Origin of the sequence: Streptomyces sp. NPDC017940 (assembly GCF_044328435.1) — a bacterium.
Lineage (GTDB): Bacteria > Actinomycetota > Actinomycetes > Streptomycetales > Streptomycetaceae > Streptomyces.
In genome coordinates, this window is sequence record NZ_JBIRHJ010000001.1 from 1,204,353 (window position 1) to 1,217,987 (window position 13,635).

13 protein-coding genes are annotated in these 13,635 nt (G+C 72.7%); 8 read left to right on the plus strand and 5 right to left on the minus strand.

Annotation, left to right across the window (positions count from 1 at the left end; genetic code table 11):
* Positions 1-125: 125 nt before the first annotated feature.
* Together ACH4DX_RS05055 and ACH4DX_RS05060 are read left to right on the plus strand one after the other, a co-directional pair.
* Positions 126-260 carry an SPW_0924 family protein gene (locus ACH4DX_RS05055; RefSeq protein WP_398154009.1) on the plus strand — a complete coding sequence of 45 codons (135 nt, stop codon included), beginning with the start codon at positions 126-128 and terminating at the stop codon, positions 258-260.
* An 11-nt stretch (positions 261-271) separates the two neighbouring features.
* Positions 272-1,279, plus strand: coding sequence for a DUF3068 domain-containing protein (locus ACH4DX_RS05060; protein ID WP_398154010.1), 1,008 nt, complete (start codon positions 272-274; stop codon positions 1,277-1,279).
* Between the two features lie 22 nt (positions 1,280-1,301).
* Here ACH4DX_RS05060 and ACH4DX_RS05065 read toward each other — a convergent pair whose 3' ends face one another.
* Positions 1,302-4,079 carry an ATP-dependent RNA helicase gene (locus ACH4DX_RS05065; RefSeq protein ID WP_398154011.1) on the minus strand — a complete coding sequence of 926 codons (2,778 nt, stop codon included), beginning with the start codon at positions 4,077-4,079 and terminating at the stop codon, positions 1,302-1,304.
* Positions 4,080-4,155: 76 nt separating this feature from the next.
* Positions 4,156-5,205 (minus strand): methyltransferase domain-containing protein, encoded by a 1,050-nt coding sequence (locus ACH4DX_RS05070; protein ID WP_398154012.1) that lies wholly within the window; start codon positions 5,203-5,205, stop codon positions 4,156-4,158.
* A 292-nt stretch (positions 5,206-5,497) separates the two neighbouring features.
* On the opposite strand from ACH4DX_RS05070, the gene rpsA reads away from it, so the two are divergent.
* Positions 5,498-7,018: a 30S ribosomal protein S1 gene (gene rpsA / locus ACH4DX_RS05075; RefSeq protein WP_398117901.1), complete on the plus strand. Its 1,521-nt coding sequence runs from the start codon at positions 5,498-5,500 to the stop codon at positions 7,016-7,018.
* A gap of 154 nt (positions 7,019-7,172) precedes the next feature.
* On the opposite strand, the gene ACH4DX_RS05080 is transcribed toward rpsA, so the two are convergent.
* On the minus strand, positions 7,173-8,159 hold the full coding sequence (locus ACH4DX_RS05080) for a right-handed parallel beta-helix repeat-containing protein (protein WP_398154013.1): 987 nt from the start codon (positions 8,157-8,159) through the stop codon (positions 7,173-7,175).
* 213 nt (positions 8,160-8,372) lie between these two features.
* Between ACH4DX_RS05080 and ACH4DX_RS05085 the strand changes: the two genes are divergently transcribed.
* The 3 genes from ACH4DX_RS05085 (at position 8,373) to ACH4DX_RS05095 (ending at position 10,447) form a co-directional block, all read left to right on the plus strand.
* The gene (locus tag ACH4DX_RS05085; RefSeq protein ID WP_398117903.1) at positions 8,373-9,311 is read left to right on the plus strand and encodes a PAC2 family protein; all 939 of its coding nucleotides are present in this window, start codon (positions 8,373-8,375) and stop codon (positions 9,309-9,311) included.
* 49 nt (positions 9,312-9,360) lie between these two features.
* Complete coding sequence (gene coaE, locus ACH4DX_RS05090; RefSeq protein WP_398154014.1) at positions 9,361-9,972, plus strand: dephospho-CoA kinase; 612 nt, start codon at positions 9,361-9,363, stop codon at positions 9,970-9,972.
* 97 nt (positions 9,973-10,069) lie between these two features.
* Entirely contained in the window at positions 10,070-10,447 is a 378-nt protein-coding gene (locus ACH4DX_RS05095) for a tetratricopeptide repeat protein (protein ID WP_398117907.1), read from the plus strand.
* Here ACH4DX_RS05095 and ACH4DX_RS05100 read toward each other — a convergent pair.
* Together ACH4DX_RS05100 and ACH4DX_RS05105 are read right to left on the minus strand one after the other, a co-directional pair.
* Positions 10,444-10,707 (minus strand): DUF6343 family protein, encoded by a 264-nt coding sequence (locus tag ACH4DX_RS05100; RefSeq protein WP_398117909.1) that lies wholly within the window; start codon positions 10,705-10,707, stop codon positions 10,444-10,446. The genes ACH4DX_RS05095 and ACH4DX_RS05100 overlap by 4 nt on opposite strands.
* A 64-nt stretch (positions 10,708-10,771) precedes the next feature.
* Positions 10,772-11,260 carry an RNA-binding S4 domain-containing protein gene (locus ACH4DX_RS05105; protein ID WP_398154015.1) on the minus strand — a complete coding sequence of 163 codons (489 nt, stop codon included), beginning with the start codon at positions 11,258-11,260 and terminating at the stop codon, positions 10,772-10,774.
* Positions 11,261-11,397: 137 nt separating this feature from the next.
* Here ACH4DX_RS05105 and ACH4DX_RS05110 point away from each other — a divergent pair, with 137 nt between their 5' ends.
* Complete coding sequence (locus tag ACH4DX_RS05110) at positions 11,398-11,619, plus strand: hypothetical protein (protein WP_398154016.1); 222 nt, start codon at positions 11,398-11,400, stop codon at positions 11,617-11,619.
* Entirely contained in the window at positions 11,616-13,148 is a 1,533-nt protein-coding gene (locus tag ACH4DX_RS05115; protein ID WP_398154017.1) for a YfcC family protein, read from the plus strand. Before ACH4DX_RS05110 ends, ACH4DX_RS05115 begins: the two co-directional genes overlap by 4 nt.
* The last annotated feature ends 487 nt before the right edge of the window (positions 13,149-13,635 follow it).

A 13,635-nucleotide genomic window follows, 5' to 3' on the forward strand; every position in this document is an offset into this window, starting at 1 on the left:
ACGCGAACCGCCTCCAGCCCCCCCGGGGCCTGGGGCGGTTTCGTGTGCGACGTGTTCTCATCTGGCCCGCACGTTGCTACGGTGCCCCCGCCCTGACGCACAGTCAGTTCTTCGGGAGGCCCCGTATGCGTGCCCTCGTCGCCGCGGCCGTCGGGCTCGCCGCCGCCCTGGCCCTGGTCCTCACGGTCACCGCCATCGGCGCCCCGACCGGCGACACCTCGCCCGAACCGCTGCTCACCACCGTCCCCGAGCACCCGTAGGGAGGGCCGAGATGCGCCGCAAGGCCGGCCTGGTCCTGCTCGCCCTCGCCGTCTTCTGCGCGGCCATGTCCCCCCTGCTGCGCTGGTACGCCTTCCCCCGCCTGGTCAAGGTCCCCGCCGGCCGGTACCAGACGATGGTCCTGGAGGCGAAGCCCGCGACCCTCATCGACTACGCCACGATGAAGGCCAGGAAGGTCCCGAAGATCACCGTCGTACAGACCCTCAAGGGCAACGTCGAGGCGTCCGAGAAGATCGAGAGGAACGACGGGGACTCCTCGCGGGACGTCGTGGTCTGGGACGGCCTCTCCTACATCCAGGGTCCCGACGGGAAGATGGTCTCCAAGATCCCCGAGCGGTACATCTTCGACGCCCACAGCCAGGAACCCGTCCACGCCACCGGCGAGATGGTCGACGGCGACCCCGTCGAGCGGGAGGGCATCGAGTTCAAGTGGCCCTTCCTGACCGAGAAGCGGGACTACGCCTACTTCGACGCGCAGGCCCGCGTCACCAAGCCCATCCACTACCAGGGCACACGGAAGTTCCGCGGCGTCGACGTCTACTACTTCGAACAGACCATCCCCTGGACCGAGGTCCCCCTGCCCAAGACGCTCCCCGTCAAGGGCATCACCCCGCGGTCCATCGCCGGAACGGGTACGACGCGCTGGTACACCACGGTCCGCAAGTTCTGGGTCGAACCCACCACGGGAGCGCCCGTGTACGGCGAGGAGATCCACCGGGAGGAGCTGCGGGGCGGCACCCTCCTCGGCGACCGGGACAAGGTCACCGCGTTCTTCGGGCACGTGAAGATGCGCGAGGACTACATCCGGGACACCGTCGACCTGGTCAAGTCCCAGCGGGTCCTCGTCCTGCTCATGACCTCGTACCTGCCGTGGGGCCTGCTCGTCGGCGCCGCGCTGCTCCTGGCCCTCGCCCTGTGGCTCGAGGCCCGCGGCCGCCGCCCCGGCGATCCGGCCCCCACGGCCGACCGGGCCCCGGAGCCGCAGCCCGCCGACGTGTGAGCACGCGGCGGCGGGCGGTGGCTCAGGACCGCTCCTGCCGGGCCTTGGTGTGCCGGGTCGGCGCCGCCGTCGCGGGGTCCTCGGGCCACGGGTGCCGCGGGTAGCGGCCGCGCAGTTCCGCGCGCACGGAGCGGTAGCCGTCGCGCCAGAACGAGGCGAGGTCGGCGGTCACCGCGGCCGGGCGGCCCGCGGGCGACAGCAGGTGCACGAGCAGCGGCACGCCCGCCACCCGCGGAGTGTCGTCGAGCCCGAACATCTCCTGCAACTTGACGGCGAGCACGGGCTGTTCGGGGTTGGTGTAGTCCACCCTGATCCGTGATCCGCTCGGTACGGCGACGCGCTCGGGCGCCAGTTCGTCGAGGCGCGCCGCCTCGCCGGTGGCCCACGGCAGCAGCCGCGTCAGGGCCCGGCCCGCGTCGATGCGGCCGAGGTCTGCGCGGCGCCGGGCGCGGCCGAGCTCCGGTTCGAGCCAGCCGTCGGCCCCGTCGAGGAGCGCGTCGTCGGACACGTCGGGCCAGGGGGCGCCGAGGTGGCGGTGCAGGAACCGCAGCCGCTCGCGCAACGCCTCGCCGTCCCGGTCCCAGCGCAGCAGCCCGAGCCCCGCACGCCGCAGCCCCTGAAGGAGCCCGTCCCGTACGAGTCCGGGGTCCGGGTTCCTGAGCGGGCGCACCGCGAGCTCCACCGCGCCGAGCCGCTCCACGTGCCGGGCGAGCAGGTCGCCGTCGGCCCAGGCCACCTCGTCCCGCTCGGTGTGCAGCGGCGCGGCGGCGGCGCGGGCCGTGTCCTCGTCGACCACGGCTGCGAGCCGCACCCGCGCGTGCCCCGCACCGGCGGGCCTGTTGGCCACCGCGACCGCGATCCAGGGCGCCCCCGCGAGCCCCGACCCCGCACCCACCTCGGCCCGGGTCCCCCCGACCATCAGATACGTACCGTCCTCCTGCCGCCGGGCGACCCGCTCGGGAAACCCCAGCGCGACGACACTCCCGACCACGAGATCGTCCCCCGGGCCCCGGGCTCCAACCCGTCCCGCACCTCCGCTCGCGGCACCGGTCCCGTTCCTGCCCGAGGTGCCGGACGCGTCCCCGACCTGCGAAGCCCCGCCCGCAACGCCAGGACCCCCCGCTTCCGGTTCGGGCTCAGGCCCGCGTTCACGGGTGGCTGGGTGGGGGACACTCCGCGCCGAAGGCGCGGACCCCGATGCGGAGCTGCCGGACGAGGACGAGAGAGGTGAGGACGAGAGAGGCGAGGACGAGAGAGGCGAGGACGAGTCGGCGGACGCCGTGAGGCGGGAGGTCTCCCGGCGCCAGCGTGCCGCGTACGCGTCACCCCCGCGCCGCGCGCCCCGCAACACCCCGGCGAGGTCGTCCCCGTACGCACGGGGAGGCTCCTCGCTGAGCAGAGCGACCACCTCCGCGGCCCGCCGCGAGCCGACCCGCGGCGCCGCGTCCAGCAGCGCCCGGGCGAGCCGGGGATGCACCCCGGCCCGGGACAGCCGCACCCCCCGGTCGGTGACCCGCCCCGTCCCCGCGTCCACCGCCCCGATCGCGGCGAGGACGTCCCGCGCGGCGGCCATCGCCCCCGCGGGCGGCGCGTCCAGGAGGGCGAGCCCGGCCGCCCCGGGGTCCCCCCAGCACGCTGCCTGGAGCGCGAACGCGGTCAGGTCCGCCACCTTGATCTCCGGCGCGGGGAACCGGGGGAGCCGGACGTCCTCCGCCTCCGCCCAGCACCGGTACACCGCCCCCGGCGCCTCCCGCCCGGCGCGCCCCGCCCGCTGCCGCCCGGACGCCTGCGAAGCCCGCACCGTCACCAGCGAGGAGAGCCCCCGCGCGTGGTCGACGCGCGGCTCCCTCGCGAGGCCGGAGTCCACCACCACCCGCACACCCGGCACCGTCAGGGACGACTCGGCCACGGACGTGGCGAGGACGACCCGGCGCCGCGTACCGCCCGCGAGCACCGCGTCCTGCACCGCCGCGGGCGCCCGCCCGTGCACCTGAAGCACCTCGACACCGCCCGCGCCGTCCACCTCGCCCCCGGCCTCCAGCTGTGCCGCCACGCGCCCGATCTCCCCCACTCCGGGCAGGAAACACAGCACGTCCCCCGTGCGCTCCCGCAGGGCCCGCCGCACCACGGCGGCGACATGCGTGAGCTGCGCCGGGTCGACACGCGTCCCGTGCGGTGGCCGTACGGGGCGTGCGGGCGGCGCCCACACCACCTCCACGGGGTGCGCGGTCCCGGCGGCCGTCACCACGGGGGCGCCGCCGAGGACCCGCGCCCACCCCTGCGCGTCCGTGGTCGCCGACGCCGCGATCAGCTTCAGCTCCGGGCGCAGCGCCTCGCGCACGTCGACCAGGAAGGCCGCGACCGTATCGGCGTCCAGGTGCCGCTCGTGGCACTCGTCGATCACGACGGCGTCCACACCGGCGAGCTCCGGGTCCCGCTGGAGGCGCTGGAGCAGCACCCCGGTCGTGACGACCTCCACGCGCGCCTGCGGCCCCACCACGCGTTCGCCGCGCACCGTGTAGCCGACGCGCTGCCCGACCTGCTCGCCGAGCAGCCACGCCATCCGCCGTGCGGCGGCCCGGGCGGCGATGCGCCGGGGCTCGGCGACCACGACCCGGCGCACCGGACCGCCCCCGTCCGCGCCGTCCGCGGTGAGCCCGGCGAGCGCGAGCGGTACGAGGGTGGTCTTGCCGGTGCCGGGCGGCGCGCACAGGACGGCGGCACCCGGCCCCTCCAGGGCGTCGCGCAGCGCGGGCAGCGCCTCGCGCACGGGCAGGTTCAGAGCGGCGTCACGGATCACCCGCCCAGTCTCGTACGCCACCGGGCGGGCCGGGAAAGCGCCTCGGTCGCGTACGGGGTCGAGCCCGGAACGCGCCTCAGTCCCGCACGCACACGAAGATCGCCGTCCCCGGGATCAGGTTCCCGCGCAGCGGCGACCACCCGCCCCACTCCTGGGTGTTCCACGCGGGCCACTCCGGCTCCACCAGGTCCACGAGCCGGAAGCCGCCCGCGACCACGTCCCGCACCCGGTCCCCGAGCGTCCGGTGGTGCTCCACGTACACCGCGCGCCCCTGCTCGTCCTGCTCGACGTACGGAGTGCGGTCGAAGTACGAGGCCGCGACCGACAGGCCCTCGGGACCCGGCTCGTCGGGGAACGCCCAGCGCACCGGGTGCGACACGGAGAAGACGAAGCGGCCGCCGGGCCGCAGGACCCGGTGCACGTCCCGCAGGACCCGCACCGGGTCCGCGACGAACGGCAGCGCCCCGTACGCGGAGCAGGCGAGGTCGAAGGAGCCGTCCGCGAACGGCAGCGCGCCCGCGTCGGCCTGGACCAGCGGCACCCCGGCCCGCCCGGCGTCTGCCTGCTCGGCGGTGACCTGCCCGGCGGGAACCTGCCCGGCGTCGTCCCGCTCCGCACCGGCCCGCACCGCACCGATCCGCTCCGCGTCGATCCGCAGCGCGTGCTGGAGCTGGCGGTGGGACAGGTCGAGGGCCACCGGCCTCGCGCCCTGCGCGGCCAGCCAGCGCGAGCACTGGGCCGCGCCGGCGCCGATCTCCAGGACGTCCTTGCCGGCCAGCTCCTCGGGCGGGCCGAGCAGCTCCGCCTCGACCTCGTCGAGCCCCTCCGGGCCCCACACGAACCGGTCGTCCCCGAGGAAGGTGCCGTGCTCGATCTGGTAGTCGTCGGCGTTCCTGTCCCACCAGCCCCGGCTGGCGCGGCTGCTCTCGGTGACGTCCGCGTCGCGTCGGGTCGCGGCGGGTTCGGGGTCGGGTGCCCCGTACGGTCCGGGTGCCTCGTGCTCTTGGATGATCCGCTCCATACGTCGTACTGTGCCGGTCCGTGCCCCCGGGGGCGGCACGTGCCGCGAGGGGCTCCCGGGATGCGGCGCGGCAGGGCGTACTGCGCCCCGTGTGGCCTCTGGCAACAGGTTTTGTGCCGGGAATGCGGGGATCCGCCCCGGGTGTGCGCCTTCGCGCATTGACCCTGTACCGCAGCCCCCGTATGCTACAAGTTGCGCTGCGGGCCTGCGTTCCTCAGACATAGCAGGTTGCGCTCGCGTCTGTTGTATGTCCCCTCGGTTGTCGAGGCGCTTTCCGTTTCCTTCGGGAACCAAGGAAGTCGGCGTCTCCTAAGCTGTCCGGCTTCTGCAGAGCGAAACGGGCTCCGGCGTAAGCAGTACCTACGACTTCAATGTCCGTACCGGAGCCCTTTCCCACATGACGAGCAGCACCGAGACCACCGCCACCACCCCGCAGGTTGCGGTCAACGACATCGGTAACGAGGAAGCCTTCCTCGCCGCGATCGACGAGACGATCAAGTACTTCAACGACGGCGACATCGTCGACGGCGTCATCGTGAAGGTCGACCGGGACGAGGTCCTGCTCGACATCGGTTACAAGACCGAAGGCGTCATCCCGAGCCGCGAGCTCTCCATCAAGCACGACGTCGACCCGAACGAGGTCGTCGCCGTCGGTGACGAGATCGAGGCCCTTGTCCTTCAGAAGGAGGACAAGGAAGGCCGCCTGATCCTCTCGAAGAAGCGCGCCCAGTACGAGCGTGCCTGGGGCACCATCGAGAAGATCAAGGAAGAGGACGGGATCGTCACCGGTACCGTCATCGAGGTCGTCAAGGGTGGTCTCATCCTCGACATCGGCCTCCGTGGCTTCCTGCCGGCCTCCCTTGTCGAGATGCGCCGCGTCCGCGACCTCCAGCCCTACGTGGGCAAGGAGCTCGAGGCCAAGATCATCGAGCTGGACAAGAACCGCAACAACGTGGTCCTGTCCCGCCGTGCCTGGCTCGAGCAGACCCAGAGCGAGGTCCGCCAGACCTTCCTCACGACCCTGCAGAAGGGCCAGGTCCGCTCCGGCGTCGTTTCCTCGATCGTCAACTTCGGTGCGTTCGTGGACCTCGGTGGCGTCGACGGTCTCGTCCACGTCTCCGAGCTCTCCTGGAAGCACATCGACCACCCCTCCGAGGTTGTCGAGGTCGGCCAGGAAGTCACCGTCGAGGTCCTCGACGTGGACATGGACCGCGAGCGTGTCTCCCTGTCGCTCAAGGCGACCCAGGAAGACCCGTGGCAGCAGTTCGCCCGTACGCACCAGATCGGGCAGGTCGTCCCCGGCAAGGTCACCAAGCTCGTTCCGTTCGGTGCGTTCGTGCGCGTCGACGAGGGCATCGAGGGCCTGGTCCACATCTCCGAGCTGGCCGAGCGCCACGTCGAGATCCCGGAGCAGGTCGTCCAGGTCAACGACGAGATCTTCGTCAAGGTCATCGACATCGACCTCGAGCGTCGCCGGATCTCGCTGTCGCTGAAGCAGGCCAACGAGTCCTTCGGCGCCGACCCGTCGGCCGTCGAGTTCGACCCGACCCTGTACGGCATGGCCGCGTCCTACGACGACCAGGGCAACTACATCTACCCCGAGGGCTTCGACCCCGAGACCAACGACTGGCTCGAGGGCTTCGAGACCCAGCGCGAGGCTTGGGAGGGCCAGTACGCCGAGGCGCAGCAGCGCTTCGAGCAGCACCAGGCCCAGGTCATCAAGTCCCGCGAGGCGGACGCCCAGGCCGAGGCCGAGGGTGCGGCCGCTCCCGGTGGCGCGGCTCCGGCCGCCGGCACCGGTGGCGGCGGTGGCGGCGGCGGTTCGTACTCCTCGGAGTCGGACGACAACTCCGGCGCCCTGGCGTCGGACGAGGCGCTCGCCGCGCTGCGCGAGAAGCTCGCCGGAGGCCAGAGCTGACCTGGCGTCGCTCTGCCTAGGCAGTAGCTGAAGACTGTGGGCCCGCACCGATCGGTGCGGGCCCACAGTGCTTTTCCGTTCCCGGGGCCGGTGCGTTTTCGTGCCGGGGCTCCAGCTTCCGGATGCTGGACCTACGGGAACGTCTACCCGGGAGTCAACGACGACCCGGCGTCACAGGAATGTTCGTGAGTCCCCTGCCGCCTTTCACCGTGTTGCTCGCGTACACCGTCGTCCGGCAACCGGCGCTGTCGTTCGCCACGTTGATGGCCAGCCGCTTGTCGCCGGACGCGCCCGTCAGGTCCGCCTTGTTGCCGCGGAAGACGGTGCCGCAGCCCCAGCCCGGCTGCTGGGTGTGCGTCTCGAAGCCGTTGTTCGTGGTGTTCTTGCCGGTGTTGTTCTCGATGACGTAGTTGTTGCCCTTGACGTCGATCCAGGAATCGTCGTAGTTGTTGCCGGTCAGGCCGCTGCCGTCGAAGGTGTTGCCCGACACCCGGCCGCCCTTCGTACCCTCCTTGAGGTCGACGGCCTCACCGCCGACGTCCGGGCCGATGACGTTGTCCAGGATCTGTACGTTGTCGCTCTTGTCGGAGAGCGTGTTGGCGCTGCCCACGTACACGCCCTCGCCCATGCCGCGGTTGTCGTTGCCCGTGTCGTGGATCCTCGAGTTCCTGATCACGCCGTCGGGGCTCGACTTGCGGAAGTGCACGCCCTCCATGGCGAGGTGGTGGACCGTCACGCCGTCCACCACGACCCCCCTCGCGGAGTCGATCATGATGCCTTTCTGGCCGCCGGTGACGGTGATGCCCTTGACGGTCCAGTACGAGGCGCCGTCGAGGTGCAGCCCGTAGCCGCCCCCGGCCTTGAGCACGGCCCTGGGCGAGCCGGTCTGGGTGATCCGGGAGCCGGGTTCCGCAGCCACGGAGGTCTTGAAGTTGCCGGTGTACGTGCCGTCGGCGAGATGGACGGTGTCGCCCGGACCGGCCGAGCCGAGCGCGGCCTTGAGCTGGGCGGCCGTGGAGACCTCGATGACGGCCGCCGGTCGGGGAGCGGCCAAGGGCGCCGGATTCGCGTACGCGGCCGCCGCGAGGACTCCCGTGGCGGCGGTGGAGGCGAGTGCGGCGATGAGGAAGCGGGTGCGCATCGTGGGGTTGCCTTCCCGTCGGTCGAGCGGACATGGAGTTCGTGTACGTGAACTTGAGGCGCCAGTATGAACACGTGACTGCCTCGTGACGGTAAGGGTGAGGCATGTTCGCGTCAAGGTGGTCGGTGGGGGGCCGTGAATGCGCGGCAAGGCTGGGAATGCGGGCCCGGCGGCACGTGTTCTGCTCAATGAACACGAGGAGGAGCGGTCACAGTGCTTGATCCGCAGGGTTTGTACGCATGGGAGCCGAAGGGCCTCGCCGTCGTCGACATGGCGCTCGCCCAGGAGTCGGCCGGCCTGGTCATGCTCTACCACTTCGACGGATACATCGACGCGGGCGAGACCGGCGACCAGGTCGTCGAGCGCCTCGTGGACAGCCTCCCCGGGCAGGTCGTGGCGCGCTTCGACCACGACCGCCTCGTGGACTACCGCGCCCGGCGCCCGCTGCTCACCTTCAAGCGCGACCGCTGGAGCGACTACGAGGTGCCGACGCTCGACGTGCGGCTCCTCCAGGACGCCACCGGCGCGCCCTTCCTGCTGCTCTCCGGCCCCGAGCCGGACATCGAGTGGGAGCGGTTCGCCGCGGCCGTCAGGGAGATCGTCGAACGCCTCCATGTGCGGCTCGCGGTGAACTTCCACGGCATCCCCATGGGCGTACCGCACACGCGCCCCGTCGGCCTCACCCCGCACGGCAACCGCACGGATCTCGTCCCTGGCCACGCGAGCCCCTTCGACGAGGCGCAGGTGCCGGGCAGCGCGGAGGCGCTCGTGGAGTACCGCCTCGCGGAGGCCGGCCACGACGTGCTCGGCGTCGCCGCCCACGTGCCGCACTACATCGCGCGCTCGGCCTACCCCGACGCCGCCCTGACCGTCCTGGAGGCGATCACCGCCGCCACCGGCCTGGTCCTGCCCGGCATCGCGCACACCCTGCGCACCGAGGCGCACCGCACCCAGACCGAGATCGACCGGCAGGTCCAGGAGGGCGACGAGGAACTGGTCGCCCTGGTCCAGGGACTCGAGCACCAGTACGACGCCGCCGCGGGAGCCGAAGGGCGCGGCAACATGCTCGCGGAGCCCGCGGAGATACCGTCCGCCGACGAGATCGGCCGCGAGTTCGAGCGGTTCCTCGCCGAGCGGGAGGGCGACGGCTAGGCGCGACGTGGCAGTCTCGCCAGGTGTGACATCGCCTAAGCTGCCGGGCATGCTGAAAGTGGGGCTGACCGGCGGGATCGGTGCCGGCAAGAGTGAAGTGTCACGGCTGCTCGTGGAGCGCGGCGCCGTGCTCGTCGACGCCGACCGGATCGCCCGCGAGGTGGTGGCGCCCGGCACCGAGGGCCTGGCCGCGGTCGTCGCCGAGTTCGGCGCGGACGTCCTGGACGCCGGCGGCGCCCTGGACCGCCCGAAGCTCGGCGCGATCGTCTTTGCCGACCCCGGGAAGCTGGCCGCGCTCAACGCGATCGTGCACCCCCTGGTCGGGGCGCGCTCCGCGGAACTGGAGCGGGCCGCGGCCGAGGCCGACGAGGACGCGGTGGTCGTGCACGACGTGCCGCTGCTCACGGAGAACGGTCTTGCGCCGCTGTACGACGTCGTGGTCGTCGTCGACGCGAGGACCGAGACCCAACTCGACCGCCTGGTGCGGCTGCGCGGCATGACCGAGGACGGCGCCCGTGCCCGGATGGCCGCCCAGGCCACCAGGGAGCAGCGCCTGGAGATCGCCGACATCGTCGTCGACAACGACGGCACCCTGGAGAAGCTGCCGCCCCGCGTGGACGAGGTGTGGCAGGACCTGCGGAACCGGGCACGGTCCGCCTAGAACCTGTCGGCCGGTTCGCCGTACCGGGGCCGCGGGCCCCGGAATACGCGGGGCGGCGGCGAGTGTTGGCCCTGGGGAGCGAGGGAAGGAGTCCGGCGTGCCCGAAAGCAGCCCGGAGAGCCATGTCATCGACTTCCGCGCGGCCGAGCAGCTGCTCGCCGCCCGGGACCCGCGGGGTGCGGTGAAGCTGCTGGACTCCGTGATCGCAGCCCACCCGGAGAACACCGCGGCGCGCCTCCTGCGTGCCCGCGCCTTCTTCGCCTCGGCCCAACTGCGCGCCGCCGAGCTGGAGTTCAGCATCGTCCTGGAGCGTGAGCCGGACAACGCGTTCGCGCACTTCGCCCTCGCCCGCACCTATGAGCGCGCCGCACGCCCCGACCAGGCGCGCCGCCACTTCCGGCTCGCGGCCGCGCTCGACCCGCAGCCGGACTATCTCGCGGCGGCCCGGTTCGACGACGGCGAGGGCGCCTCCTAGCCCTCCGGGCGCGGGGGTTCGTACGGCGGGACCTCCCGCCCCGGCTGATAGTGCGGACCCTGCCGGATGTGGCGTACGACCAGCGCCGTGTCCACGGTGACCACGAGCCACAGCACCCCGCACGCCAGCGCCCACTGCGGGCGTCCGGCGAGTGCGAACGCGACCGTGCCCGCGGTCGCCCAGACCAGCCCCCAGACGCTGAACCAGAAGCGCATGCGCAGGGGGCTGCGCGCAGTCACCGGTTCACTGCCTGTGCGCATGGAAACTCATCTCCTTGCTCCCAGGGTCCACCCGGCACGGGCTAAGCGGGGCCCCCGGCCCCGCTTATCGCCCTTCGGTCCCGGCCTCGGCCCCTGCTCCGGCCTCGTCCCCGGCCGCCGGGCGGGCCGAGATCGGCCCCGTGCGGCTGTTGAGGGCCCGCAGCCGGTCCATGTCCCTGCGGTCCCGCTTCGTGGGGCGGCCCGTGCCGCGGTCGCGGACGCCCGCGGGAGCCACGGCTTCGCGCGGGGGCGGCGGCGGACTGTTGTCCACATAGCACTCGACGGCGACGGGAGCGCCCACCCGCTTGCGGATGGCGCGCTTCACGATCACGACGCGCTCACGGCCGCCCGCCTGGCGCAGCCGCACCTCGTCGCCGGGCTTGACGCCGTACGCCGGCTTCACGCGCTCGCCGTTGACCCGCACATGGCCGCCCTTGCAGGCGGCGGCGCCCGCCGAACGGGTCTTGACGAGGCGTACGGACCAGATCCAGCTGTCGACACGCACGGAGCCGCCGTCCGGCTCGCCCGTGCGCGGTGAAGTCTCCGAGGCCATGCACCGACCTTAGTGCGGCATCGGTGCGGGGGCCGCGGCCGACCGGCGAGCCGTCCGGAAACCGCGAGCGAGCACACTCGATAATTCGGGCGGTTCACGGCAAATGACGCACATACCCGCATGCAGAGGTGCTGCCCATGACGTCCGAAGAGCTCGCCCGTACAGCCGACGGCCCGACGGACGGACCGCGCGCCGACCGCGCACGCCCCGCCGCCGCGATCCCACCGGGCGCGCGCCCCGGGCCCCCGTACACACCGGTCGGTGCGGCGAACGCCCTGGTCGCGGAGTTGCCGCACGGTGCCTTCGGCCTTACGTACGCGTCCTCCTGCGCCGCCCGCGGGGACGGGAGCCGTCCGTGAGCACCAGGGCGACCGGACCCGGGGCCGAGGAACCGGCTCCCCAGGGCGGGTTCGCGTTTCCCAGCGCCCTCACCGTCCTTGCGATCGTCACCGTCGCGGTGTGGCTGCTCGCCTTCCTGGTGCCGCCGGGGGCCTACGACCGCGACGACGAGGGCGCGCCCGTCGAGGGCAGCTACCACCGCGTCCCCGACGACCGGTCCTTCCTCGACCGCCTCAACGACCTCTTCCTCGCCCCGGTCAACGGGCTCTACGGGGTACGGGACGGGGCGTCGGGGCAGGTCGGCCCCGATCTGGCGGGTGAGCTGTACGGCAGCGCGGGCGTGTTCCTCTTCGTCCTCGCCATCGGCGCGTTCATCACCGTCGTGTTCGCCACCGGCGCCCTCGACCGGGGCATCGGCCGGCTCGCCCACCGGCTCCGTGAGCGCGGCGCGATGCTCATCGCGGGCGTCATGGTCGTCTTCTCCGTCCTCGGCACCGTGGAGGGCTTCGCGGAGGAGACACTGGGCTTCTACGGGCTCATCGTGCCGCTGATGCTCGCGCTCGGCTACGACCGGATGACCGCCGTCGGCGCGATCGTCCTGGGCGCGGGCATCGGCGTGCTGTGCTCGACCGTCAACCCCTTCGCCACCGGCGTCGCCTCGTCGGCCGCGGGCATCTCGCTCGGCGACGGCATCGTGCTGCGGTTCGCGATGTGGCTGGTGCTCACGGCCGTCACGGTCTCCTACGTCGTCCGGTACGCGACCCGCGTGCGCGCCGACCCCGAGCGCTCCCTGAGCGGCTTCCTGCCCGGCGACCGGGAGGGGGCGGCGGCCGAGGCGGCGAAGGGCGAGGTGCCCGAACTCACCGGCCTGCACAAGGTGATCCTGGTCCTCGTCGCCCTGATCTTCGCCTTCATGATCTTCTCGGTGGTGCCCTGGGCGGGCGCGCTGACGGGTGACGCGAACGCCACTCCGTACGGCTTCGAACTCGGCTGGTCCTTCCCGCAGCTGGCGGCCCTCTTCCTGTGTGCGGCGGTGCTCGTGGGTCTGGTGGCGCGGATGGGGGAGCAGGGGCTCAGCTCCACGATCACCCGGGGTGCGGCGGACTTCATCTCGCCCGCGCTCGTCATCGTCCTGGCGCGCGGCGTCACGGTGATCATGAACAATTCGCGGATCACGGATACCGTGCTGCACTCGATCGAGGGGGTCGTGAAGGGCACGTCGTCGGGTGTGTTCGCGGTGATCGTGTTCCTGGTGAACCTGCCCCTCGCCTTCCTCATCCCGTCCACCTCCGGGCACGCCACCCTCGCCATGCCGATCCTCGCGCCGCTCGCCGACTTCGCGGACGTCTCGCGGGCCGTGGTCGTCACCGCGTGGGCCGCGGCCAGTGGGTGGATGAACCTGTGGGTGCCGACCACGGCCGTGACCATCGGTGGGGTCGCGCTCGCGAAGGTCGGCTACGACAAGTACCTGCGGTTCGTGTGGCCGCTGCTCGTCGTTCTGGCTGTGCTGATCTGTGCGTTCGTTGCGGTGGGCGCGGCGGTGAGCTGAACGTGGGGGGGGTGTGGGTGCCCTCGCGGGGCGCCCCAGGCCCGCCCCTTCACCGTAACCAGGGGGCTGCCGCCCCCTGGACCCCCGCCTCGTCGGCGCTTCGCGCCTCGTCCTCAAGCGCCGGACGGGCTGGAGGCTTCGGCGAGGCGGGCTGGACGGCTCCGGGGAGGGACCCGTCCGGGTGGGGGGCCCGTACGGTGGCCGGGGAAGTCCGTCCGGCGTTCGAGGGCGGGTGCCACCGGCGCGATGGGGTGGGGGGGAGCACCCTGCCGGTGTCCGAGCGCGGGGCCGAACGGGTGAAAGGTGCGGGCAGTGGAGTGAGTGGGCGCCGGGTCGGGGGAGCCTAGAGCTTTCGGTGCCCAGAGAGCGGAGCCGCCCGGTGACCCTGTCGACCGTCCCCCGCCAGGCGCGGCGAGCCCGGCTGCGCGCCACCCTCGCAGCGGCCGCCCTGGCCACCACCCTCACCGGCACCGCGGGCGCGGCAGCG